Consider the following 18997-nt stretch of genomic DNA (forward strand, 5'->3'; position numbering starts at 1 on the left):
GCACCTCCGTGATCGGTCGCGGCACAGCAGGCCGCGGCGGAATGTTCACCGGCACCCCGGCCCACCACCACGGCCGGACGCCGACTGCCCCGGCCGCGGCCTTCCACCGGACCGGACGGTCTCCCCCTCGTGGTCGTGCGGCCTGGGCGCGAAGGCCCGCCACGGCGGAGGCCGCGCGTCCCGTCGGCCCGGACGCGGTCCCGGGGGAGCCGGTGGTGCGGCCGCGGGGGGCCACGGACGGAGGGGGCGCGACCGGGGGCGGCCGGCGGGACGGGCGGGTCACGACAGGAGCCGTTCGCCGGCCGGCGGGGAGTGCGCGGGCGCGGGGGGACCGGCCCGGTGCGGGCGGGACCGCGCCGTGCGGTGCAGGACGTGGCCGCGCAGCCAGTGCCAGGTCGCGGCGGGCGGGACGAGCACGCTGGTGAGGGCCATCGTGACGATCTCGTCGCGGGTGCGCGGACCCGGCAGGATCCGGGCGAGGGCGAACTCGGCGGTCCCCGCCAGCCACCCGGTGGCACACGCCACCGCCGTACGCGGCCGGCCGGACAGCAGACAGCCCGCCGCCGTCAGGCCCGCCGCGGTCAGCGCCAGATGCGCGGGCAGCCGGCCCCGCGGTGCCTGTGCCCGCCGCCACCAGCCGCGCCCGTGCAGCCTGGTCATCAGCACGTCGTCGGCGTTGCCCGCCTGGAGCCGTACGGAGATCCAGCGCCCGGCCGGCCGGACCGGGTGGGCGGTGGTGCGGCGGCCCTCGGACAGGGTCCAGCCGGCGTCGAGCACCCGCAGCGCCAGGTCCGCGTCCTCCCGGAAGGCCCTGCGGAACCGTTCGTCGAACCCGCCGACGGCCTCCAGCGCCCGGCGCCGGTACGCCATGTCGGCGGTGATCCAGCGGGCCCGGGCCAGCCCGGCGGTGCCCCGCTCCCAGTCGGTGGGCGGCCGGTCCGGCGGCAGCGGCACCTCGATCCGGGCGGCGATCCCGGCGGTCGCGACGCTCGCCCCGGCGAGGTCGAGCGCCAGGTCGTCGGCCCAGGTGGGGCCGGGCACCACGTCGTCGTCGAGGAAGACGACCCACGGCGCGTCCCCGGCGGCCCGCCACCCGGTGTTGCGGGCGGCGGCCGGGCCCCGCGCCCCGCCGGGTACGACGAGGGTGCGCGAGCGCAGCGCCGGCGGGACGGCGGCGGTCAGCGGCGCGCCGGCCGGATCCGGGCGGTCGTCGACCACCACGACCCGCGCCGGGCCGGGCCCGTCCGCCTCGGCCAGTGCCCGCAGACACCGGCCGAGGCAGGGCCGGCCGAGCGTCGGCACCACCACTGCGTACTCCCCGCCCGGGGCGGCCGGCCCGGTCACCGGGAACCCTCGCCGTCAGCGCCGGAGCGGAACAGATCGCCGCGCCGGATCGCGTACGGGCCGATGGCCAGGAGGTCGACGGGGGAGGAGCCGAAGCACTCCAGGGCGTCGCGCGGATCGTCCACCATCGGCCGGCCCGCCGTGTTGAGACTGGTGTTGACGACCACGGGCAGCCCGGTCAGCCGCTCGAACTCGACCAGCATCCGCGCCACCAGGGGCTCGCGCGCCGCGTCGACCGTCTGGATGCGGGCGGTGCCGTCCACGTGCACCACGGCCGGGATGCGGTCCCGCCAGGCGGGGGCCACGTCGTGCACGAACAGCATGTACGGACTCGGCAGCGGCCCGTCGAAGATCTCGGCGGCCCGCTCCGCGAGCACCATCGGCGCCACCGGCCGGAACTGCTCGCGTCCCTTGACGTCGTTGAGCCGCTCCGGATTGCCCGCGTGCCCGGGGTGGGCCAGCAGCGAGCGGTGACCGAGCGCCCGGGGACCGTACTCGCTGCGCCCCTGGAACCAGGCGACGATGCCGTTGCCGGCCAGCGTCCGGGCCACGGTGGCGGCGATGTCCGCCGGCCGCTCGAAGGGGACGGCGGCCGTCTTCAGCCACGCCGCCAGCTCCGCGTCGGTCCAGTCCCGGCCGAGGTCGGCGCCGGTCATCGGCTCGGGCCCGTCACCGGCGCCGGCGGACAGCAGCAGGGCGCCGCCGAGCGCGGTCCCCGCGTCCCCGGCCGCGGGCTGCGCCCACACCCGGGAGAACGGCCCCTCGCGGGCGATACGGGAGTTGGCGACGCAGTTCAGGGCGACGCCCCCGGCGAGGGTGAGCACATCGTGGTGGGTACGGCCGTGCAGCCAGCGCGCCAGGTCCAGCAGGGTCTCCTCCAGCACGGCCTGCGCGCTCGCGGCGACATCGGCGTGGTCCTGGGTCCACGGCTCGTCCGCGCCGCGCGGCGCGCACAGTTCGTGCCAGGGCACACCGGTGGCGTGGAAGCCGCCGTCGCCGGTCGGATACACGTACCGGCGCAGTTCGGGCAGCATGCGCGGGGTGCCGTGGGAGGCGAGGGCCATCACCTTGAACTCGTCACAGGAGCGCAGGAAGCCCAGGTGCTCGGTGAGTTCCTCGTAGACCAGGCCGAGCGAGTGGGGGAGGTCCTGGGCGCGCAGGGGTTCGAGCCGGTCGCCCACCCGGCGGGCGGCGAGGTGCGAGGCGCGCTCGCCGCGGCCGTCCAGCACGAGCACGGAGCAGTCCCCGGCGTCCGGTGCGGCGAAGGCGCCGGAGGCGGCGTGCGCCATGTGGTGCGGTACGAAGCGGACGAGGCCGGGGTCGAGTCCGGGCAGCGCGGTCCGCAGGAAACCGGGGGCCTCCCGCGCGTAGGTGAGCCGCAGATGGTCCCACGGGTCGTCCAGGCCCATCGCGTCGGCGGGGCGGGCCAGCGCCGGGTCGAAGGAGTAGGCGACCGCGTCGAGGTCCTCCGGACGCAGCCCGGCCCGCTCCAGACACCAGGCGGCGGCCCGCTCGGGCAGCTCCCAGGCGGAGAACGGCAGCGGGCGCTTGCCGTGCTTGCGCCGGGAGAATCTCTCCTCCTCCGCGGCGGCGACGGTCCGCCCGTCGATCACCAGGGCGGCCGCGGGGTCGTGGAAGAGGGCGTTGATGCCGAGGATGCGCATGGCGGACGGGCCTTTCGCTCAGCGGCGGGTTTCGGCGCGGAACCAGTCGATCGTGCGGCGCAGCCCTTCCTCGGCGGCCACCTGGGGCTCCCAGCCGAGCTTGTCACGGGCCAGCGTGATGTCCGGGCAGCGCACGGCGGGGTCGTCCACCGGGCGTTCGACGTAGCGGACCTCCGAACGGGAACCCGCGAGCGCGACGACGAGACGGGCCAGGCCCAGCATGGTGATCTCGCCGGGGTTGCCGATGTTGACGGGGCCGCGCATGCCGTGGGCGGCCGCCGCGAGGACGCCGGACACCGTGTCGTCGACGTAGCACAGCGAGCGGGTCTGCAGTCCGTCACCGGTCACGGTGAGGGGTTCGCCGGCCAGGGCCTGCCGGACGAAGGTCGGTACGGCGCGGCCGTCGTGGCCGCGCATCCGCGGGCCGTAGGTGTTGAACAGCCGCACGATGCAGGTGTCCGTGCCGCGGGCCTCCGCGTGGGCGGTGGTCAGCGCCTCGCCGAAGCGCTTGGCCTCGTCGTAGACACTGCGCGGGCCGACCGGGTTGACGTGACCCCAGTACCGCTCGTCCTGCGGATTCTGCTGGGGGTCGCCGTAGACCTCCGAGGTGGAGGCGAGGACGAAGCGGGCCTCGGCGTCCTGGGCGAGCTTCAGGGCGTTGCGGGTGCCGAGACTGCCCGTCTCCATGGTGTGCAGCGGCAGCCGCAGATAGTCCGCCGGGGAGGCGGGGGAGGCGAAGTGCAGCACCAGGTCGGTCGGCCGGTCGACCGGCAGCTCCTGCGCCACGTTGGCCCGTACGAGCGTGAACCCGGGCCGTTCGAGCAGCGGGGCGATGTTCTCCGGGCGGCCGGTGCTGAGGTCGTCCACGCATGTGACGGCGGCGCCCGCGTCGAGCAGGGCGGTACACAGATGGGACCCGACGAATCCCGCCCCGCCGGTGACGACGACGTGCTCCCACTTCCGCGATATGACGGTACTCATACCGCCCACCCTGACCCCCGCCCCCACCCACGGCCCGCTCGCCTACTGCATTCCAGTGAATGACAGAACGTGACCCCTCACGAGCCGCGCCCTCCGCGGGCAGTGGCTGCCGCCGTTCCCGCGGGCAGTCGTGCCGCCGTTCCCACGGGCAGCCGCGTGCCCCGCACCCGCGCACAGGACCCCGCGGACACCGGGGCCCGGCAGGAAGCCACAAGGTCACGTCACCAGCGTGGCATCCGGATCGAGCCGCCCGAGAAGCCCCGACCGGTGGAGCCCCGCCACCGGAGCCACCAGATCCGGATGCCGCAGCAACGCCGCCGCCCGCCGATCCGCCTCATCGGGCGCCACCAGCCGACGGAACTCGGCGGCCCCGGCACCCCCCGCCAGCGCGCTCACCGCGAGACCGGCCAGCTCGGTGTCGGCCAGCAGACACACCGCCCAGCTCGCCACCACCTCGTCGACCCACGTACGCCAGGCGTCCCCCGCGACACCGTCGCCCCCGTCCGCCCCGGTCACCCAGTCGAGCCGACCCGAACCCCCCGGCCCCGCCAGCCCGACCAGGGCGACGTCCATCTCCGTCGGATACCGCAGCCGCGCCGCGACGGTCACCGCCTGCCGCGCCTGCGCCTCGCACAGCGCGACGGCCAGCGCCCCGCCGGGCGCGGGAAAGGAACACGTCAGCCACTGCGCCGTCGCCGCGATGACCGGTGAGAGATCTGCTTGCACTGCCGGGCCGCCCGAACTGCTGGGGTGAAAGGAGCGCACGGAACGCTAGCCGCCGCCCCACCCGCCCCGATATGACCCCGACCTCCTTCGGCACGTGGCCTGGGCCACATCCGAACGGGTGGCCCCGCCCCGCCCGGAGTGTCCCGCCGTCCTCCCGGGGCACCCGACGGCGATGGACGTACTCAGCCGCCCCCTGCTCGACCGCACCCTGCCGCTGCTGGCCGAGGGCTACGCCTGGCTGCCCAACCGGATGCGCGACACCCCGGGACCCGTGGTCCGCACCCGGATCCTGGGCCGGCCCGCCCTCGCCCTGCGCGGCCCCGAAGCGGTGCGGTTCTTCTACGACGAACAGAACGTGCACCGGCACCGCGCCATCCCCGAACCCGTGCTCGCCACCCTGTTCGGCCACGAGGCGGTGCACACCCTCGACGGCGTCGCCCACCGCACCCGCAAGTCCCTGTTCCTGCCGCTGCTCGCCCCCGGCCGGATCGCCGGCCTCGTCGACCACGTGACCGAGGCCTGGGACGAGGCCGTACCCGCCTGGGGCCGGCGCGGCTCCGTCGTACTGTTCGACGAGGCGGGCACGGTGCTCACCACCGGGGTCCACCGGTGGGCCGGCATACCGCCGGCCGACGCCGGAGCCGAGGCGACGGCCCGCGACATGATCGCCATGGTCGACGGCTTCGCCACCGCCGGACCGCGCCACCTGCGGGCCCGGCGCGCCCGCGCCCGGCAGGAGGACCGGCTGGGCCGGCTGGTGCGGGACGTACGGTCCGGCGCGGTCACCGCCCCCGAGGACTCGGTCCTCGACCTGGTGTGCCGGCACCGCGACGCGGACGGCGGGGAGCTCGACGAGAAGACGGCCGCGGTGGAACTGCTCAACGTCGTCCGCCCGACGACCGCCGTCGCCTGGTTCGTCGCCTTCACCGCGCACGCCCTGCACAAGTGGCCCGAGCACCGGGCGCCGCTCGCGGGCGGGGACGTCCCGTTCACCGCCGCGTTCGCCCACGAGGTGCGCCGCTTCTACCCGTTCGTGCCGTTCCTCGGCGGTCTGGCCGCCCGGGACCTGTACTGGCGGGGCGAGTGGGTCCCGGCCGGGGGACTGGTGGTGCTCGACGTGTACGGCCAGAACCACGACGAGTCGCTGTGGGGCGATCCGTACGCCTTCCGCCCGCGGCGCTTCCTCGAACGGCCCGTGGAGCGCGACGAACTGATCCCGCAGGGCGGCGGCGACCCGGCCGCCGGCCACCGCTGCCCCGGCGAGGGCATCACCGTCGGTGTGCTGGAGGCGCTCGCGGTGCGGCTCGCCCGAATGGAGTACACGGTGCCGGAGCAGAATCTCACGATCCCGCTGCACCGGGTCCCGACCCGCCCGCACAGCGGCGTACTCCTGTCCGGCGTACGCCCGCCCGCCGTCTCCTCGTGACGCGCCGTGCGTCCCCGGCCCGTTGAAGAAGCGACGAAAGCAAGTCCGGGAAAGTGGAGCGATTTGTCCGATCGGAGCGGTCGGGCGCTTCGGCCCTTCCGCAGGGCGCGATCCGTACTTCCACAGCGGGGCGACGCGCGGAAACGGCGCCGGCGCCGGCACGGGGCCGACGCCGACGCCGTACGGTCATGCCGTCACAGCCGCTGCCACAGCGCCGGAGTGCCGGCGGGCGCCCACGCGCCCTGCGCCTGGTGGGTCTGCAGGCACTGGTACGTCACACCGTCACGGGTCACCGTGGCGCCCACCTCGTAGACCCGGCCCGCGGTCCACGCCTCGGCGCCGCCCTCCTGCTGGTCCGGCGCCGTCTGCGCGGCGGCGGTGGTCAGGGTGAGCCCGAAGTCGCTGAGGATCGGGTTGACCGGCTGGTAGAACGTCGTACCGCCGCTGGTGCAGTCACCGGAACCGCCGGAGGTGACACCCTGCGCCTGCGCGCCCGCGACGTACGGCCCGCCGGAGTCGCCCGGCTCGGCGCACACCGTCGTCCGGGTCAGCCCGTCGACCCTTCCCTCGGGGTAGGTGACGCTGGTGTCGTGCTGCTCGATGGTCCCGCAGTGCCATCCGGTGGTCGAGCCGGAACGGCACACCGACGCCCCGACGAGCGCCTGCGCCGAACCGGTGACCTGCACCTCCTGGCCGTCCTGCGCCTTGACGTCGGGCGTGGGCGTCCACTGGTCGTTGGTCGCCACCCACGCCATGTCCTCGCCGGGGAAGACGGAGGCCTGGAAGACGCCCTGCGCGGTGCGGTCGTACCCGGTCGTGGTCGCGCCGGCCCTGCCGCAGTGACCGGCGGTGACGAAGCCCGGCTGCTCGCCCCGGGTCACGGAGAAGCCGACCGAGCAGCGCGCGGAGTCGTTGATGTAGAAGGCGTCGCCGCCGGTGATGTCCTGCAGCAGGCGCGGCCGTACCGTCGTCATCCGGATGCCGACGTCCGCCCCTTCGAGCCCCGCGGCCTCGACGAAGGCGTCGCCGGCCTCCTGACTCGTCGCCTGCACCATGATCCGGTTCTCCGGTACGTCGACGTACCAGACGGGCGTGTCGAGGGTGTTGACGCGCTCGGCCGCCGCGTCCAGCTTCGCCTTGGCCGCCTCCAGGCCGGCCAGCGTCCGCTGGACCACCTTGGCCGTGGCGCCCTCGGCCTCGATGGCCGGCACGTCCTCGGCGTCGGTGGTCGCGACCGTGAGCTGCTCGGCCGTCCTGCCGCGCACCCAGGCACCGGCGAACCGGTCGCCGAGCGCGTTGCGCAGCCGGCCCGCCCGGGAACCCGCCTCGGCCTCGTTGACCAGCCGCTCGGAGGCCTGGGCCTCGTCCAGCTTCAGGTCGCGCCGGAGGGCGGAGAGCAGATGGGGCGACGGCCGGTCGGCGCCCAGGGTCTGGGCGGCGCCGGGCGTCGGCCCCGCCACGGGCGTGGCATCGGCCGCCGCGGCGTAGGGGAGTCCGGCGAGGACGAGGGCGCCGAGCGCCGTGAACGCCGACCGGCGCGCGGCCCGGGCGTGTCTGAGGACCATTCGGTACGTCTCCTTCAAGGGTGGTGAAGCTGCGGAGGCGACTCAGACCTTGCCCGTGAGAACCGGCACAATGTCGGGACACGCCGGATTCACCGCGTCGGTGACCCGAACGGACCCGAGTGCAGTACCGGTGCGCGCCGGCGGCCACCCGGACGGGTCACACCGGCGTCAGACCCGGCGAGCCCGCCTCGGTGACGAAGGATGCGGCCGTGGAGACGCCGGCGCCCGGCGTCGTCACGACCGGCACGACACGGAAATCGGCCCGCGCGTTCTCCCGGCCCAGCTCGACGCGCACATAGCCGCGCCGGCCGTCGTAGAACCTCAGGTGCGGATTGGCCCGCAGGTAGGTGTCCCGGTTGGCCGGGTGCTCCGCGCCGTCGCGGCCGCTGGCGACGGAGGTGCAGGTCAGCTCCGTGCCCAGAGTGGCGGAGCCGGGGTCGTCGAAGTCGTCCTTGATGTCGAAGGCGTACGCGACGTGGACGTCACCGGTGAGGACCAGCCAGTTGTCGACACCGGCCGCCTTCGCGCCCGCGACCAGCCGGCCGCGGCTCGCGCGGTAGCCGTCCCAGGCGTCCATGGAGACCTTCGCCCCGTCGTTCAGGTCCAGCTTGCGCTGGGAGAAGCACACCTGCTGGGGCATCACGTTCCACAGCGCCGTCGACGCGCCCCACCCGTCGAGCAGCCAGCGCTCCTGGGCGTCCCCGGTGAGGGTGCGCGCCGGGTCGTCCGACTCGGGTCCGGGCACGTGCGGGGTGTCGTCGTAGGCCTGGTCGGAGCGGTACTGGCGGGTGTCGAGGACGTCGAACTGGGCGAGGGTGCCCCAGTGCAGCCGGCGGAACAGCCGGGCGTCGGGACCCTCGGGGAGCTGGTCGGCGCGCAGCGGCTGGTTCTCCCAGTAGGCGCGGTAGGCGGCGGCGCGGCGGGGCAGGAACAGCGCCGGGTCGCTGCCGTTCTCGTCGATCGCGCCCGCGTAGTTGTTCTCGGTCTCGTGGTCGTCCCAGGTGACGACGAACGGGTGGGCGGCGTGCACGGCCCGCAGGTCGGGGTCGCTCTTGTAGAGCGCGTAGCGCATCCGGTAGTCCGCCAGGGTCGTCGTCTCGCGGTCGAACACGGCCGGCAGCACGACGTCGGTGTAACCGCGGGCGCCGCCCGCGGAGTTCACGGCGTACTCGTACAGGTAGTCGCCGAGGTGGAACACCACGTCGACGTCCTCCTGCGCGAGGTGCCGGTGCACCGTGTAGTAGCCGTCGTGGTACGCCTGGCAGGCGACCGCCGCCAGTCTCAGGCCCGCGGCGTCGGCGCCGGCCGGGGGAGCGGTACGGGTGCGGCCGGTGGGGCTGATCCAGGTGCCCGTACGGAACCGGTAGTAGTAGTGGCCGCCCGGTTCCAGGCCCTTCACGTCGACGCGCACGCTGTGCGCGTACTCGGGATGCGCGAGGGCGGTGCCCCGCCGCACGACCAGGACGAAGGCCTCGTCGAGCGCCACTTCCCAGGAGACCTCCACCCGCTGCCGCCCGAGCCCTCCGTCCGGTTCGAAGGGGGCCGGGGCCAGCCGGGTCCAGATGAGCACCGAGTCGGGCAGCGGGTCCCCGGAGGCGACGCCGAGCGTGAACGGGTCCTCGGTGACGCGGGCCGCGTCGAGCCGGGGCGCGGCGAAGGCGCCGCGCGCGGGGAGGTCGGTGGTGAAGGCGAGGGCGGCGGCCGCGGCGGTGAGGGTGAGGAAGCGACGGCGGGCCGGATGCCGTGCGGCGGCGCGCAGTTCGGCGTCGTGCGGGGTGAGGGCGAGCGCGGACGACGGTCCGGTACGGCCCGACAGCGCCATCTGGTGTCCTCTCGTACGGGGCCGGGCGGGGAGGGACGCGAGGCGCAGGCCGGCGGCGACGCGGGCAGGCGAGCGCGACCGTGCCCGGGTGCGTGCGCGTGCGGGGCGACGCGGATCACGGGACACGGAGCCCGTATGTTAAGCAGACAAAATGCGCACAGTGTGCGCGCCTTGCGGGGTGTTCACACGAGAGGCCCCGTACGGACCCGGCCCCGGGGCAGAGAGAAGCGCCGCCGGTGCGACCGGCGGCGCTGGGACGGTGGGCGGGCTCAGACGGTGGCCGCCCCCGTGCCGCTGCCGGCGCCCACGCGGTCGCGGACCGGCAGGTGGTAGACGTGGAAGGCGCGGCCGATGACCGGCTGGGCGACGTTGCGCACCTTCACGCCCCCCGTCGTCATGCCGTGCTCACTGCCGGCGTGCGCGTGCCCGTGCACGGCGAGATCGGCGCCGGCCGTGTCGATCGCCTCGGCCAGCAGATAGCTGCCCAGGAACGGATAGATCTCCAGCGGCTCCCCGGCCAGGGTCTCCGGCACGGGGGAGTAGTGGGTGAGGGCGATCCGGACGTCGCAGCCCTCCTGGTCCAGCTTCTCCAGCGAGACCCGCAGGCCGTCGGCGCACCGGCGGGAGAGGCGCACGAACTCCTTCATCACCGGCTCGCCGAACTCCCCGGCGCTCGCCCCGACGAACCCGCCGCCGAACCCCTTGGTGCCGGCCACCCCGACGCGCGCGTCACCGGCCCGCACGACCGCCGACTCCCCCTCCAGGACATGGGCGCCGGCGTCCCGCAGGACGGCCGTGACCTCGTCCTGCCGGTCGTCGTGGTGGTCGTGGTTGCCGAGCACGGCGACCACGGGGACCCCCAGGCCCCGGATCTCGTCGGCCACCACGCCGGCCTCCTCGACGGTGCCGTGCCGGGTGAGGTCCCCGGCCAGCAGCAGGAGGTCGGCGCACTCGGGCAGGGTGTCGAACGCGGGGCGGAGCGCGCCCCGGGTCTCGGGGCCCATGTGGATGTCCCCGACGGCGGCGATCCGGATCATGACAGTTCCTCCGCGTGGTCGGGCGACGAGGTCTCGGTGATCACGACGTCGCAGTGCACCTCGAGCCCGGCGAGCTCCTCCCGTACGGCGCTCAGGACGTCCTCGCGGCACCGGGCGGAGGGGACGGTCCCGGTGACCAGCACGGTGGTCCCGCCGCGGACCTCGATCCGCACACCGAGTTCGCCGAGCTCGCCGGAGGCGAGACGGTCCTGGAGGTGGGCGACGCGGTACTCCGGGCTCGCCGCCGCCGGTGTGCCGCCTGCGGATCCGGCGTCTTGGGTGTTCATGAGCGTTCCTTCCGCGGACGTTCAGATGACGTTCAGGCGTTCCAGGAGGAAGAAGAAGGCGGCCGGCATGGGATCGTCCCCGCAGTCGCGCCGCACCTGCTCCCAGTCGACCTTCTCGCGCAGGGCGCGGGCGATGGGCAGGACGGCCCCGAAGTCGCAGTGGTGCTCCGAGAAGGCGGCCAGCAGGCCGGTCAGCAGATCGGTGGGCGCCAGGACCGGCATGCGCACCGACTCCACCGGGAGTTCCCGCGCCCGCCGGAGCATCTCGGTGGAGACGGGCCGGTGCGCCAGCTCGAAGATGATGTCCACGTCCTGGCCGAAGCAGGTGGCCTTGATCAGCCAGTCCTCGGGCGGGGTGTACACCGTCAGCCCGGCCTCGCGGAGCGTGGCGGCCACCGCCTCGGCGTCCTCGGGCCGGACGCAGAAGTCGACGTCGTGCTGGAGGTTCCCGCTGCCGCCGTGGGCGTGGACGGCGACGCTGCCGGCCAGGGCGAACAGGTGCCCGCCCCGTTTGAGCACCGCGCCGACCTGCTTGGCCGCCTCCAGGATCGCCTGATTGCGGTCGCGGGGCAGTTCGGGGTCGTCCTCCAGGTCCCGCGCACCGCTCCGCACGGTGTGCGCCGGCGCCGGTCCCGGGGCGTCCGTGGCCAGACGGAGCTCCCGGGTCCCCGGGGGCCGGGCGAGCGTGGCGTCCTCGCCGTTCTCCGTCATGACCACTCCCTTCGCCGGCCGGACGGTCCGTACGGCCGCTGTGTGCCTGCACCTAGTACCCGGCGTTCCCGTTCCGACACGGGCGCGGGGAAAGGCGGCGCCCTCGCCGCCGAGGGCGTACAAGAAAGGCGCTTCGGTCGGTCACGGCTGAATATGGTGCAAAAGGCAGGGAAGGTGATGAGTGCCCGTGAGGGACTCGCCCGTGGAGGCCGACATGGAGCAGGACACGTCCCGTCCGTCCGATCTTCCGCAGCCCCTGCGGGCCGTCGCCTCGGGCCTGCGGCATCTGCCGGGCGCGGAACAGGTGGGAAGGGTGACCGGCGGCGCCCTGGACGCGATCGGCGCGGTCTCCCCGCGCGGACGCCGGATGGCCGTCTACGCCGGAGCCGGGGTGCTCGGCGTGGCCGGCGTCGTCGAGTGGCCGGTGGCGCTGACCGGCGCGGCCGTCGCCTGGCTCACCCAGCCGCGCCCCGCGCAGCGGCCCGACGGCGGCGCGGAGGGCCTCGCACCGCAGTCCGCCGGCGAGCCGGACGCGGAGCCGCCGGCCGACGCGGACGGCCGACACCGAACACCGGCCGACCGCCCGCCCACGGGCCCCGGCGACCGGCTCACCCCCTCCCGCGAGCGCACCGGCCGGACGGAACACCCCGTGCACGACCAGCCCGCCAAGGTGGGCGACACCGCCACCGCCTCGGCCCTCAAACAGGTCGCCGACGCCACCCGGCACCACGGCGGACACCCCGGTCCCGGCCCGGACCCGGGCGGCCGGGCGGAGCACCCCGTGGGCGACGAGCCCGCCGGGGCGGGGGACACCGCCCCGGCGCTCGAACAGAACGCCGACGCCACCCGGCACCACGGCGGACACCCCGAGCCGGACCGGGGCAGCGCACCCGGGCAGTCGCGCGACGCCCGTCACACCGGCTGAGCCACGATCAACGGGACCCCGCAGATGCTCACACGCTTCGACGTCGCCCCCCTCGCCGGGGCCGTGGCGGGAGTCGCCGCAGGCGCCGCCCGCGGCACCGCACAGGGCGTGACGTCCGTCCACGACACGACGCGCCGCCTCGGCCACGTCGCCCGCAACGCCCTCGGCGGCGGCCGGCACTGGCGGGCCGGACACCGCGTCCACCTGGCCCTGCGGCACCCGGACGGCGCCGCCGCCCCGCTCGCCCGCAAGGTCGCCGCCGAACTGCTCGACCACCCCGACGTGCTGACGGCGTACTGGGACGAAGGACTGTCCCGGCTCGTGGTGACCGCCGTGACGGACACGGCCGGCGACCGCGTGACCGAGCGTGCCGTCGCGCTCGCCGCCCGCCTCGGACTGACCGAGGACGCCGGCCCCGAGGACGAGGACGACACGGCCCACCCCGGCGACCCCCGCGAGGTGCGGGTCGCCGCCACCGCGCTGCTGCTGGACGCCGCCGGCGCGGCCGGCGCCCTGGCAGGCCGGTCACTGGGCCTGCCCCGCAGCCCCAAGGCGGTCACCGCCGCCGTCACCCTGCTGCGCGAGAACCCCCGCTTCCGCGCCCTGCTGCGGCAGCGGTTCGGCCGCGGCGGCATGGAACTCCTCCTCGCCGCCGCCAACGCCGCCGCGCACGGCGCCGGACAGTCCCCGGCGTCCCTGGTGCTCGACGGACTGCTGCGCACCGGCCAGCTGACCGAGGCGGCCGCCCGGGCCGCCGCCTTCGAGGCCCTGCACGACGACGTCTGCCTCGAACGGCGCACCAGCATCCCCTGCCCCGACGGCACCCGCCCGCCCCTGCGGGTGACGCCCGCCCAGGCGTACGCGGCCCACGCCGGCACCGGCAGCGTCGCGGGCGCCGCCGCCACCCTCCTCATCACCCACGACACCCGGGAGGCGGCCGAAGCCGTCCTCGCCGGCTCCCCCAAGGCGGCGCGCTACGGCCCCGCCGCCTTCGACGCGGTCCTCGGCACCCACCTCGCCCGGTCCGGCGTCCTGGTCCGCAGCGCCGAACGGCTGCGGCAACTGGAGATCGCCGACTCCCTCGTCCTGCACGCCGACGCCCTGCGCGGCCGGACGCGGCCCGCCGACGGAGGGCCCGCACTGTTCGAGGACCCCGTCGACCCCTACGCCGAGGCCGTCCTCGACGCGGCCCGCCGGGCCGGACTGCACATCGTGGTCACCGGCGGCTCCGACCTGAAGGACATCACCCGCCTCGCCGACGAGGCCGCCCCCGCCGACCTGCCGTTCGGCGACGTCGTACGGGCGCTGCAGAACGACGGGCACATCGTGGTGAGCGTCGCCCGCGTGGCCGCGCACGGCGACGACGACGTGGCGGACGGACTGCCCGCCGGCGACGTGGCGATCGCCCTCACGGACGCGCGCTCGGCACTCGCCTGGGGCGCCGACGCGCTCGCCCCGAACGGACTGGCCGACGTCTGGCGCCTGCTGGCGGCCGTCCCGGCGGCCCGCCGGGTCGGCCGCCGCTCGCAGACCCTGGCCCGGGCCGGCGCCGCCCTGTCCGGGCTGATGGTGGCCCGCGGCGGCACACCCGGCGGCCGGCTGTGGCAGCGGCTCACCCGGCACGCCCCGGTGAACATCGCGGCGGCGGGCGCCCTGCTCACCGGCTGGACGGAAGGCCTGCGCGTGGCCCGCGCCACGCCGCCCGAACCCCGCCTGCACGTGCCCTGGCACGCCCTGGAACCGCACGAGGCGCACGAGCTGCTGCGCGGCACCCGCACCGACGCCGAACCCACCGGACCCACCGGAATCGCCCTGCTCGCCGAACGCTCCCGGCAGCGGGCCGCGCGGCTCGCCCGCACGCCCGCGGCCGCCCCCGCCCGCTGGACCTGGCAGGCGGCCGGCGCCGTCCGCCGCGAGCTCGACGACCCGCTCACCCCCGTCCTGGCCACCGGGGCGGTCGCCTCCGCGCTGCTCGGCTCGCTCGTCGACGCGCTGCTCGTCGTCGGCGCCATGGACATCAACGCGGTCGCGGGCGGCCTCCAGCGGCTGCGCGCCGAACGGGCGCTCGCCCGGCTCGCCGTCCACCAGCGGCCCAAGGCCCGCCGGCAGGACACCTCCCGGCGCACGGTCACCGTCGACGCCGCCCGGCTGCGGCCGGGGGACCGGATCAGCCTCGGCGCCGGCGACGTCGTACCGGCGGACGCGCGGCTGCTGGAGGCGGACGGGCTGGAGGTCGACGAGTCGTCGCTCACCGGCGAGTCGCTGCCCGTGGCCAAGGACCTGGACCCGACCCCGGGCGCGCCGGTCGCCCGGCGGACCTGCATGGTCTTCGAGGGCACCACCGTCGTCGCCGGCCGCGCCGACGCGCTCGTCGTGGACACCGGTGACCGCACCGAGGCGGGTCGCGCCGTCGCCCTGGCCGCCCGCGTTCCGCCGCCCGCCGGGGTCCAGGCCCGCCTGCAGGAACTGACCCGCAAGGCCCTCCCGGTGACCCTCACCGGCGGTGCGCTGGTCACCGGGCTGTCCCTGCTGCGCGGCAGCCCGGTACGGCGTGCCGTCAGCGGCGGTGTCGCCGTGGCCGTCGCCGCCGTCCCCGAAGGGCTGCCGCTGGTCGCGACCGTCGCCCAGATGGCCGCCGCCCGCCGGCTCTCCCGGCGCGGCGTGCTGGTCCGCACCCCGCGCACCCTGGAGGCGCTCGGCCGGGTCGACACCGTCTGCTTCGACAAGACCGGCACCCTCACCGAGAACCGGCTCCGCCTGGTCCGGGTGGCCACCGCCGACGGCACCGTCCTCGCCCCGGACGCCGAGGACGCCGTACCGGTCGTACGGCTCGCCGCGCGCGCCTGCCCGCAGGAGGAGACCGGCGAGGGGCGCCGGGTCGCCCACGCCACCGACGAGGCCGTCCTCGACGTCGCCCCGCCCGACGCCGGCTGGACCGCCGACGGCGAGCTGGCCTTCGAGGCCAGCCGCGGCTACGCGGCGGCCGTCGGCCGGGACGGCGACACCGCACTCCTCGTCGTCAAGGGCGCCCCCGAGACGGTCCTCCCCGCCTGTCGGGACCTCCCCGAGCGGGCGGCCGGCACCGCCCACACCCTGGCGGGCCAGGGACTGCGCGTCCTCGCCGTCGCCCGGCGTCCCCGCCGGGGGGCCGACGCGGACGCCGAGCTCGACGCGGACCTCGCCGACCTGGAGTTCGCCGGGCTGATCGCCCTCGCCGACGTACCGCGCGACACCTCGCGGGAGCTGCTCACCGAACTGCGCCGGGCCGGCATCCTGCCCGTCATGCTCACCGGCGACCACCCGGAGACCGCCCGCGCCATCGCCCTGCAACTGGGCTGGCCCGAGGAGACGGAGGTGGTCACCGGGGACGACCTGGTCGCCATGGGCCGCTCCGACCGGGTACGCGCGCTGCACGGCGCCGGAGTCGTCGCCCGCGTCGCCCCCGAGCAGAAACTCCACGTCGTGGAGGCCCTGCAACAGGCCGGCCGGGTGGTGGCGATGGCGGGCGACGGCGCCAACGACGCCGCGGCCATCCGCGCCGCCGACGTGGGCGTCGGCATCGAGGCCCGCGGCTCCGCCGCCGCCCGCAACGCCGCCGACCTGGTACTCACCACCGGTGACCTGTCCGTCCTGGTGGACGCCGTCGGCGAGGGCCGCGCGCTGTGGCGCAGCGTCGCCGACGCGGTCAGCATCCTCATCGGCGGCAACGCGGGCGAGGTCGGCTTCAGCGTGCTGGGCACCCTGCTCGCCGGTTCCTCACCGCTGTCGACCCGTCAGCTCCTCCTGGTCAACCTGCTCACCGACATGTTCCCCGCCATGGCGGTGGCGGTGACACCGAGCGACGACCCGTCGACGGCGGCGCACGCCGCGAGCGGCCCGATGGGCCTCGACGTCCTCGGCGCGCCCCTGCTGCGCTCCATCCGGCGCCGCGGCGTCACCACCTGCCTCGGCGCGGTCACCGCCTATCTGATCGGCCGCCTCACCCCCGGCACCGAACGCCGCTCCACCACGATGGCCCTGTGCGGAGTGGTCGGCGCCCAGCTGGTGCAGACCCTCTCCGGGCGCCGCCACAGCCCCTTGGTGTGGGTGACGGCCCTGGGCTCCGCCGCCGTGCTCGCCGCCCTCGTCCAGACCCCGGGCGTCAGCCACTTCTTCGGCTGCGCCCCGCTCGGCCCGGTCGCCTGGGCGGGCGTCGCCCTGGCCATCACCCTCTCGGCCCTCGCCCCACGCCTGGAACGCCTCGAAGCGGTACGCCACCTGTACGCCCTCACCTCCCGCCTGGCCCTCCGCCTGGGCGACTCCGTGAGGCAGACCCGCCACCTGCTGGGCAGCGGCATCGCCCGCCCGGTGGCCTGACCCTCGGGGGCGCGGGGCTGTGCCGATGTGCGGCTCCGCCGCGTGGGCGCGAAGGGGGTCCGGGGCGAAGCCCCCAGGGACGGGAAGGGGCGGCGGGGGCGAGAAAAGGCTCGGACACCCGCGCGACGCGGGGCGTGAAACCACGGAACCGCCCCGACGGCGCGACAGGGAACCGCCCGCCCCGAGCGAATCCGACGCCCCGCGCCCAGACTGGAAGTGCGGGGCGCCCCGGCCCCCACCCGGAACCCCGCCGACGCGGGCAAGCACGCCCGACGCCGAAACCCACCGCAGACCGAGAAGGGCGAGGACAGACATGAAGGGCTACGTCTTCCACGGCCCCGGGCAGTCCGCCTGGGAGGAGGTCCCCGACCCGGCCGTCAAGGAACCCGGCGACGCCATCGTCCGCGTCGACGCCGTCACCATCTGCGGCACGGACCTGCACATCCTCAAGGGCGACGTGCCCGAGGTCCGCCCGGGAACCGTCCTCGGCCACGAGGCGGTCGGCGAGATCGTCGAGACCGGCGGCGACGTCCGCACCGTACGCCCCGGGGACCGCGTCCTGGTCTCCTGCATCTCCGCCTGCGGGCGCTGCGGCTACTGCCGCGAGAGCATGTACGGCCAGTGCCGGGGCGGCGGAGGCTGGGTCCTCGGCCACCTGATCGACGGCACCCAGGCCGAATACGTGCGCGTCCCCTACGCCGACCTGTCGGTGTACCCGCTGCCCGGTGCCGTCGACAACGAGGACGCCGTGCTGCTGGCCGACATCTTCCCCACCGCCTACGAGGTGGGCGTGCTCAACGGGCGGGTCCGTCCCGGTGACACGGTCGTCGTGGTCGGCGCCGGGCCCGTCGGGCTCGCCGCGATCGCCACCGCCCGGCTGTTCGGTCCCGAACGCGTCGTCGCCGTGGACGTGGCCGCCTCCCGGCTCCAGGCCGCGAAGGAGTTCGGCGCCGACGCCGTGGCCGACGCGGGCGAGGGCCCCGAGCAGCTCGTCGCGGACCTCACCGGCGAGCTCGGCGCGGACGTGGTCGTCGAGGCGGTGGGCGCCCCCGAGACCTTCGAGCTGTGCACCCGTATGGTGCGGCCCGGCGGGCACGTCGCCAACGTCGGTGTGCACGGCGCGCCCGCCACGCTGCACCTAGAGGACCTGTGGATCAAGAACGTCACCATCACCACCGGACTCGTCGACACCCACTCCACCCCCACCCTGCTGCGGATGGCGGCCGCCGGCCGGCTGCCCACCCGCCGGCTGGTCACCCACACGTTCCCGCTCGACCACATGCAGGAGGCCTACGACGTCTTCGGCAACGCCGCCGAGACCGGGGCGCTCAAGGTCGTCCTCGGCGTTCCGCAGCACGAGGTGGTGCCCGTGCACCCGACGGTCTGACGGGCGCGCCGGAGGACCGGGCCGTTCGGCCCGTGCGGGAGAGGGGCGACCGGGTCCACCCTGGAGTGAGGCGCCGTTCGTTACCCGCGCGAGGAGGTGACCTCCGATGGCGAGGACGCAGGGTGCGAGGCCACGGAGGGTGCGGCTGTGGCGGTGGCGGAGGAACCCGCTGCGCCGCCGCAGCGATCTGGCCGAGGCCTGGCTGGTGCTCGCCGCGGTCGTCCTCGCCCTGCTGCTCGGGACGCTCTCCGGTCTGACGGCGGCCGGGGCCGTGGACGGGTCGCTCGCCGAGCGCCGGGAGCGGACCACCCCCGTCCCCGCCGTACTGGCCGAGGACGCCGCCGGGCCGTCCGCGTCGGTGACGCAGGACGGGGACGGGGACGGCGGCGTATGGGCCAAGGTGCGGTGGACCGCCCCCGACGGCACCGGCCGCACGGGCCGGGCCGAGGTCGACCCGGGGAGCCCGGCGGGCACCGAGGTCACCGTGTGGACGGACCCCGCGGGCCGGCTGGTCTCCGCACCGCCCGACGGCGCGGATGCGCAGTTCCAGATCGTCATGGCCGGTATCACGGTCGCCGTCGCCGCCGGGGGACTGGTCCTGCTCGTCGGCCGGCTCGCCCGCGCCCGGCTGCAACTGCGGCGCCTGGCCGAATGGGAGACCGAGTGGAGCCAGGTCGAACCGGCCTGGCGCAAGCGCATGACGGGCTGAGCCGCGACGGCGACCGCTCGGCGGGCGGGCGGCGCACACCGTCCTGTCCGGCATCCC

Annotated in this window: 14 protein-coding genes; 5 read left to right on the plus strand and 9 right to left on the minus strand. The window is 75.9% G+C overall.

Annotation, left to right across the window (positions count from 1 at the left end; genetic code table 11):
* Nucleotides 1-279 precede the first annotated feature (279 nt).
* The 4 genes from ACZ62B_RS26745 to ACZ62B_RS26760 form a co-directional block, all read right to left on the minus strand.
* Nucleotides 280-1344 (minus strand): glycosyltransferase family 2 protein, encoded by a 1065-nt coding sequence (locus ACZ62B_RS26745; RefSeq protein ID WP_469692316.1) that lies wholly within the window; start codon nucleotides 1342-1344, stop codon nucleotides 280-282.
* Nucleotides 1341-3008: a carbamoyltransferase family protein gene (locus ACZ62B_RS26750; protein WP_344560104.1), complete on the minus strand. Its 1668-nt coding sequence runs from the start codon at nucleotides 3006-3008 to the stop codon at nucleotides 1341-1343. Before ACZ62B_RS26750 ends, ACZ62B_RS26745 begins: the two co-directional genes overlap by 4 nt.
* 18 nt (nucleotides 3009-3026) lie before the next feature.
* Entirely contained in the window at nucleotides 3027-3989 is a 963-nt protein-coding gene (locus ACZ62B_RS26755; protein ID WP_344560105.1) for an NAD-dependent epimerase/dehydratase family protein, read from the minus strand.
* Between the two features lie 216 nt (nucleotides 3990-4205).
* The gene (locus ACZ62B_RS26760; protein ID WP_344560106.1) at nucleotides 4206-4715 is read right to left on the minus strand and encodes a hypothetical protein; all 510 of its coding nucleotides are present in this window, start codon (nucleotides 4713-4715) and stop codon (nucleotides 4206-4208) included.
* Between the two features lie 172 nt (nucleotides 4716-4887).
* Between ACZ62B_RS26760 and ACZ62B_RS26765 the strand changes: the two genes are divergently transcribed.
* On the plus strand, nucleotides 4888-6141 hold the full coding sequence (locus ACZ62B_RS26765) for a cytochrome P450 (protein ID WP_344560107.1): 1254 nt from the start codon (nucleotides 4888-4890) through the stop codon (nucleotides 6139-6141).
* Between the two features lie 194 nt (nucleotides 6142-6335).
* Here ACZ62B_RS26765 and ACZ62B_RS26770 read toward each other — a convergent pair whose 3' ends face one another.
* The 5 genes from ACZ62B_RS26770 to ACZ62B_RS26790 form a co-directional block, all read right to left on the minus strand.
* Entirely contained in the window at nucleotides 6336-7706 is a 1371-nt protein-coding gene (locus ACZ62B_RS26770; protein WP_344560108.1) for a trypsin-like serine protease, read from the minus strand.
* Between the two features lie 157 nt (nucleotides 7707-7863).
* Nucleotides 7864-9528, minus strand: coding sequence for an alkaline phosphatase D family protein (locus ACZ62B_RS26775; RefSeq protein WP_344560109.1), 1665 nt, complete (start codon nucleotides 9526-9528; stop codon nucleotides 7864-7866).
* Nucleotides 9529-9797: 269 nt separating this feature from the next.
* Nucleotides 9798-10565, minus strand: a complete 768-nt coding sequence (locus tag ACZ62B_RS26780) for a metallophosphoesterase family protein (RefSeq protein WP_344560110.1) — start codon at nucleotides 10563-10565, stop codon at nucleotides 9798-9800.
* Nucleotides 10562-10852 (minus strand): BON domain-containing protein, encoded by a 291-nt coding sequence (locus ACZ62B_RS26785; protein ID WP_344560111.1) that lies wholly within the window; start codon nucleotides 10850-10852, stop codon nucleotides 10562-10564. The genes ACZ62B_RS26780 and ACZ62B_RS26785 overlap by 4 nt, the downstream gene beginning before the upstream one ends.
* A gap of 21 nt (nucleotides 10853-10873) precedes the next feature.
* Nucleotides 10874-11563: a nucleotidyltransferase family protein gene (locus ACZ62B_RS26790; RefSeq protein WP_469692320.1), complete on the minus strand. Its 690-nt coding sequence runs from the start codon at nucleotides 11561-11563 to the stop codon at nucleotides 10874-10876.
* 187 nt (nucleotides 11564-11750) lie between these two features.
* Between ACZ62B_RS26790 and ACZ62B_RS26795 the strand changes: the two genes are divergently transcribed.
* The 4 genes from ACZ62B_RS26795 (at nucleotide 11751) to ACZ62B_RS26810 (ending at nucleotide 18940) form a co-directional block, all read left to right on the plus strand.
* Complete coding sequence (locus ACZ62B_RS26795; protein WP_469692321.1) at nucleotides 11751-12488, plus strand: hypothetical protein; 738 nt, start codon at nucleotides 11751-11753, stop codon at nucleotides 12486-12488.
* A gap of 24 nt (nucleotides 12489-12512) precedes the next feature.
* The gene (locus ACZ62B_RS26800) at nucleotides 12513-16844 is read left to right on the plus strand and encodes an HAD-IC family P-type ATPase (RefSeq protein WP_469692323.1); all 4332 of its coding nucleotides are present in this window, start codon (nucleotides 12513-12515) and stop codon (nucleotides 16842-16844) included.
* A gap of 313 nt (nucleotides 16845-17157) precedes the next feature.
* On the plus strand, nucleotides 17158-18231 hold the full coding sequence (locus ACZ62B_RS26805; RefSeq protein WP_344560113.1) for a zinc-dependent alcohol dehydrogenase family protein: 1074 nt from the start codon (nucleotides 17158-17160) through the stop codon (nucleotides 18229-18231).
* A gap of 106 nt (nucleotides 18232-18337) precedes the next feature.
* Entirely contained in the window at nucleotides 18338-18940 is a 603-nt protein-coding gene (locus ACZ62B_RS26810) for an Rv1733c family protein (RefSeq protein ID WP_344560114.1), read from the plus strand.
* Nucleotides 18941-18997 lie beyond the last annotated feature (57 nt).

It is taken from the genome of Streptomyces sp. NPDC053426, from assembly GCF_055585405.1.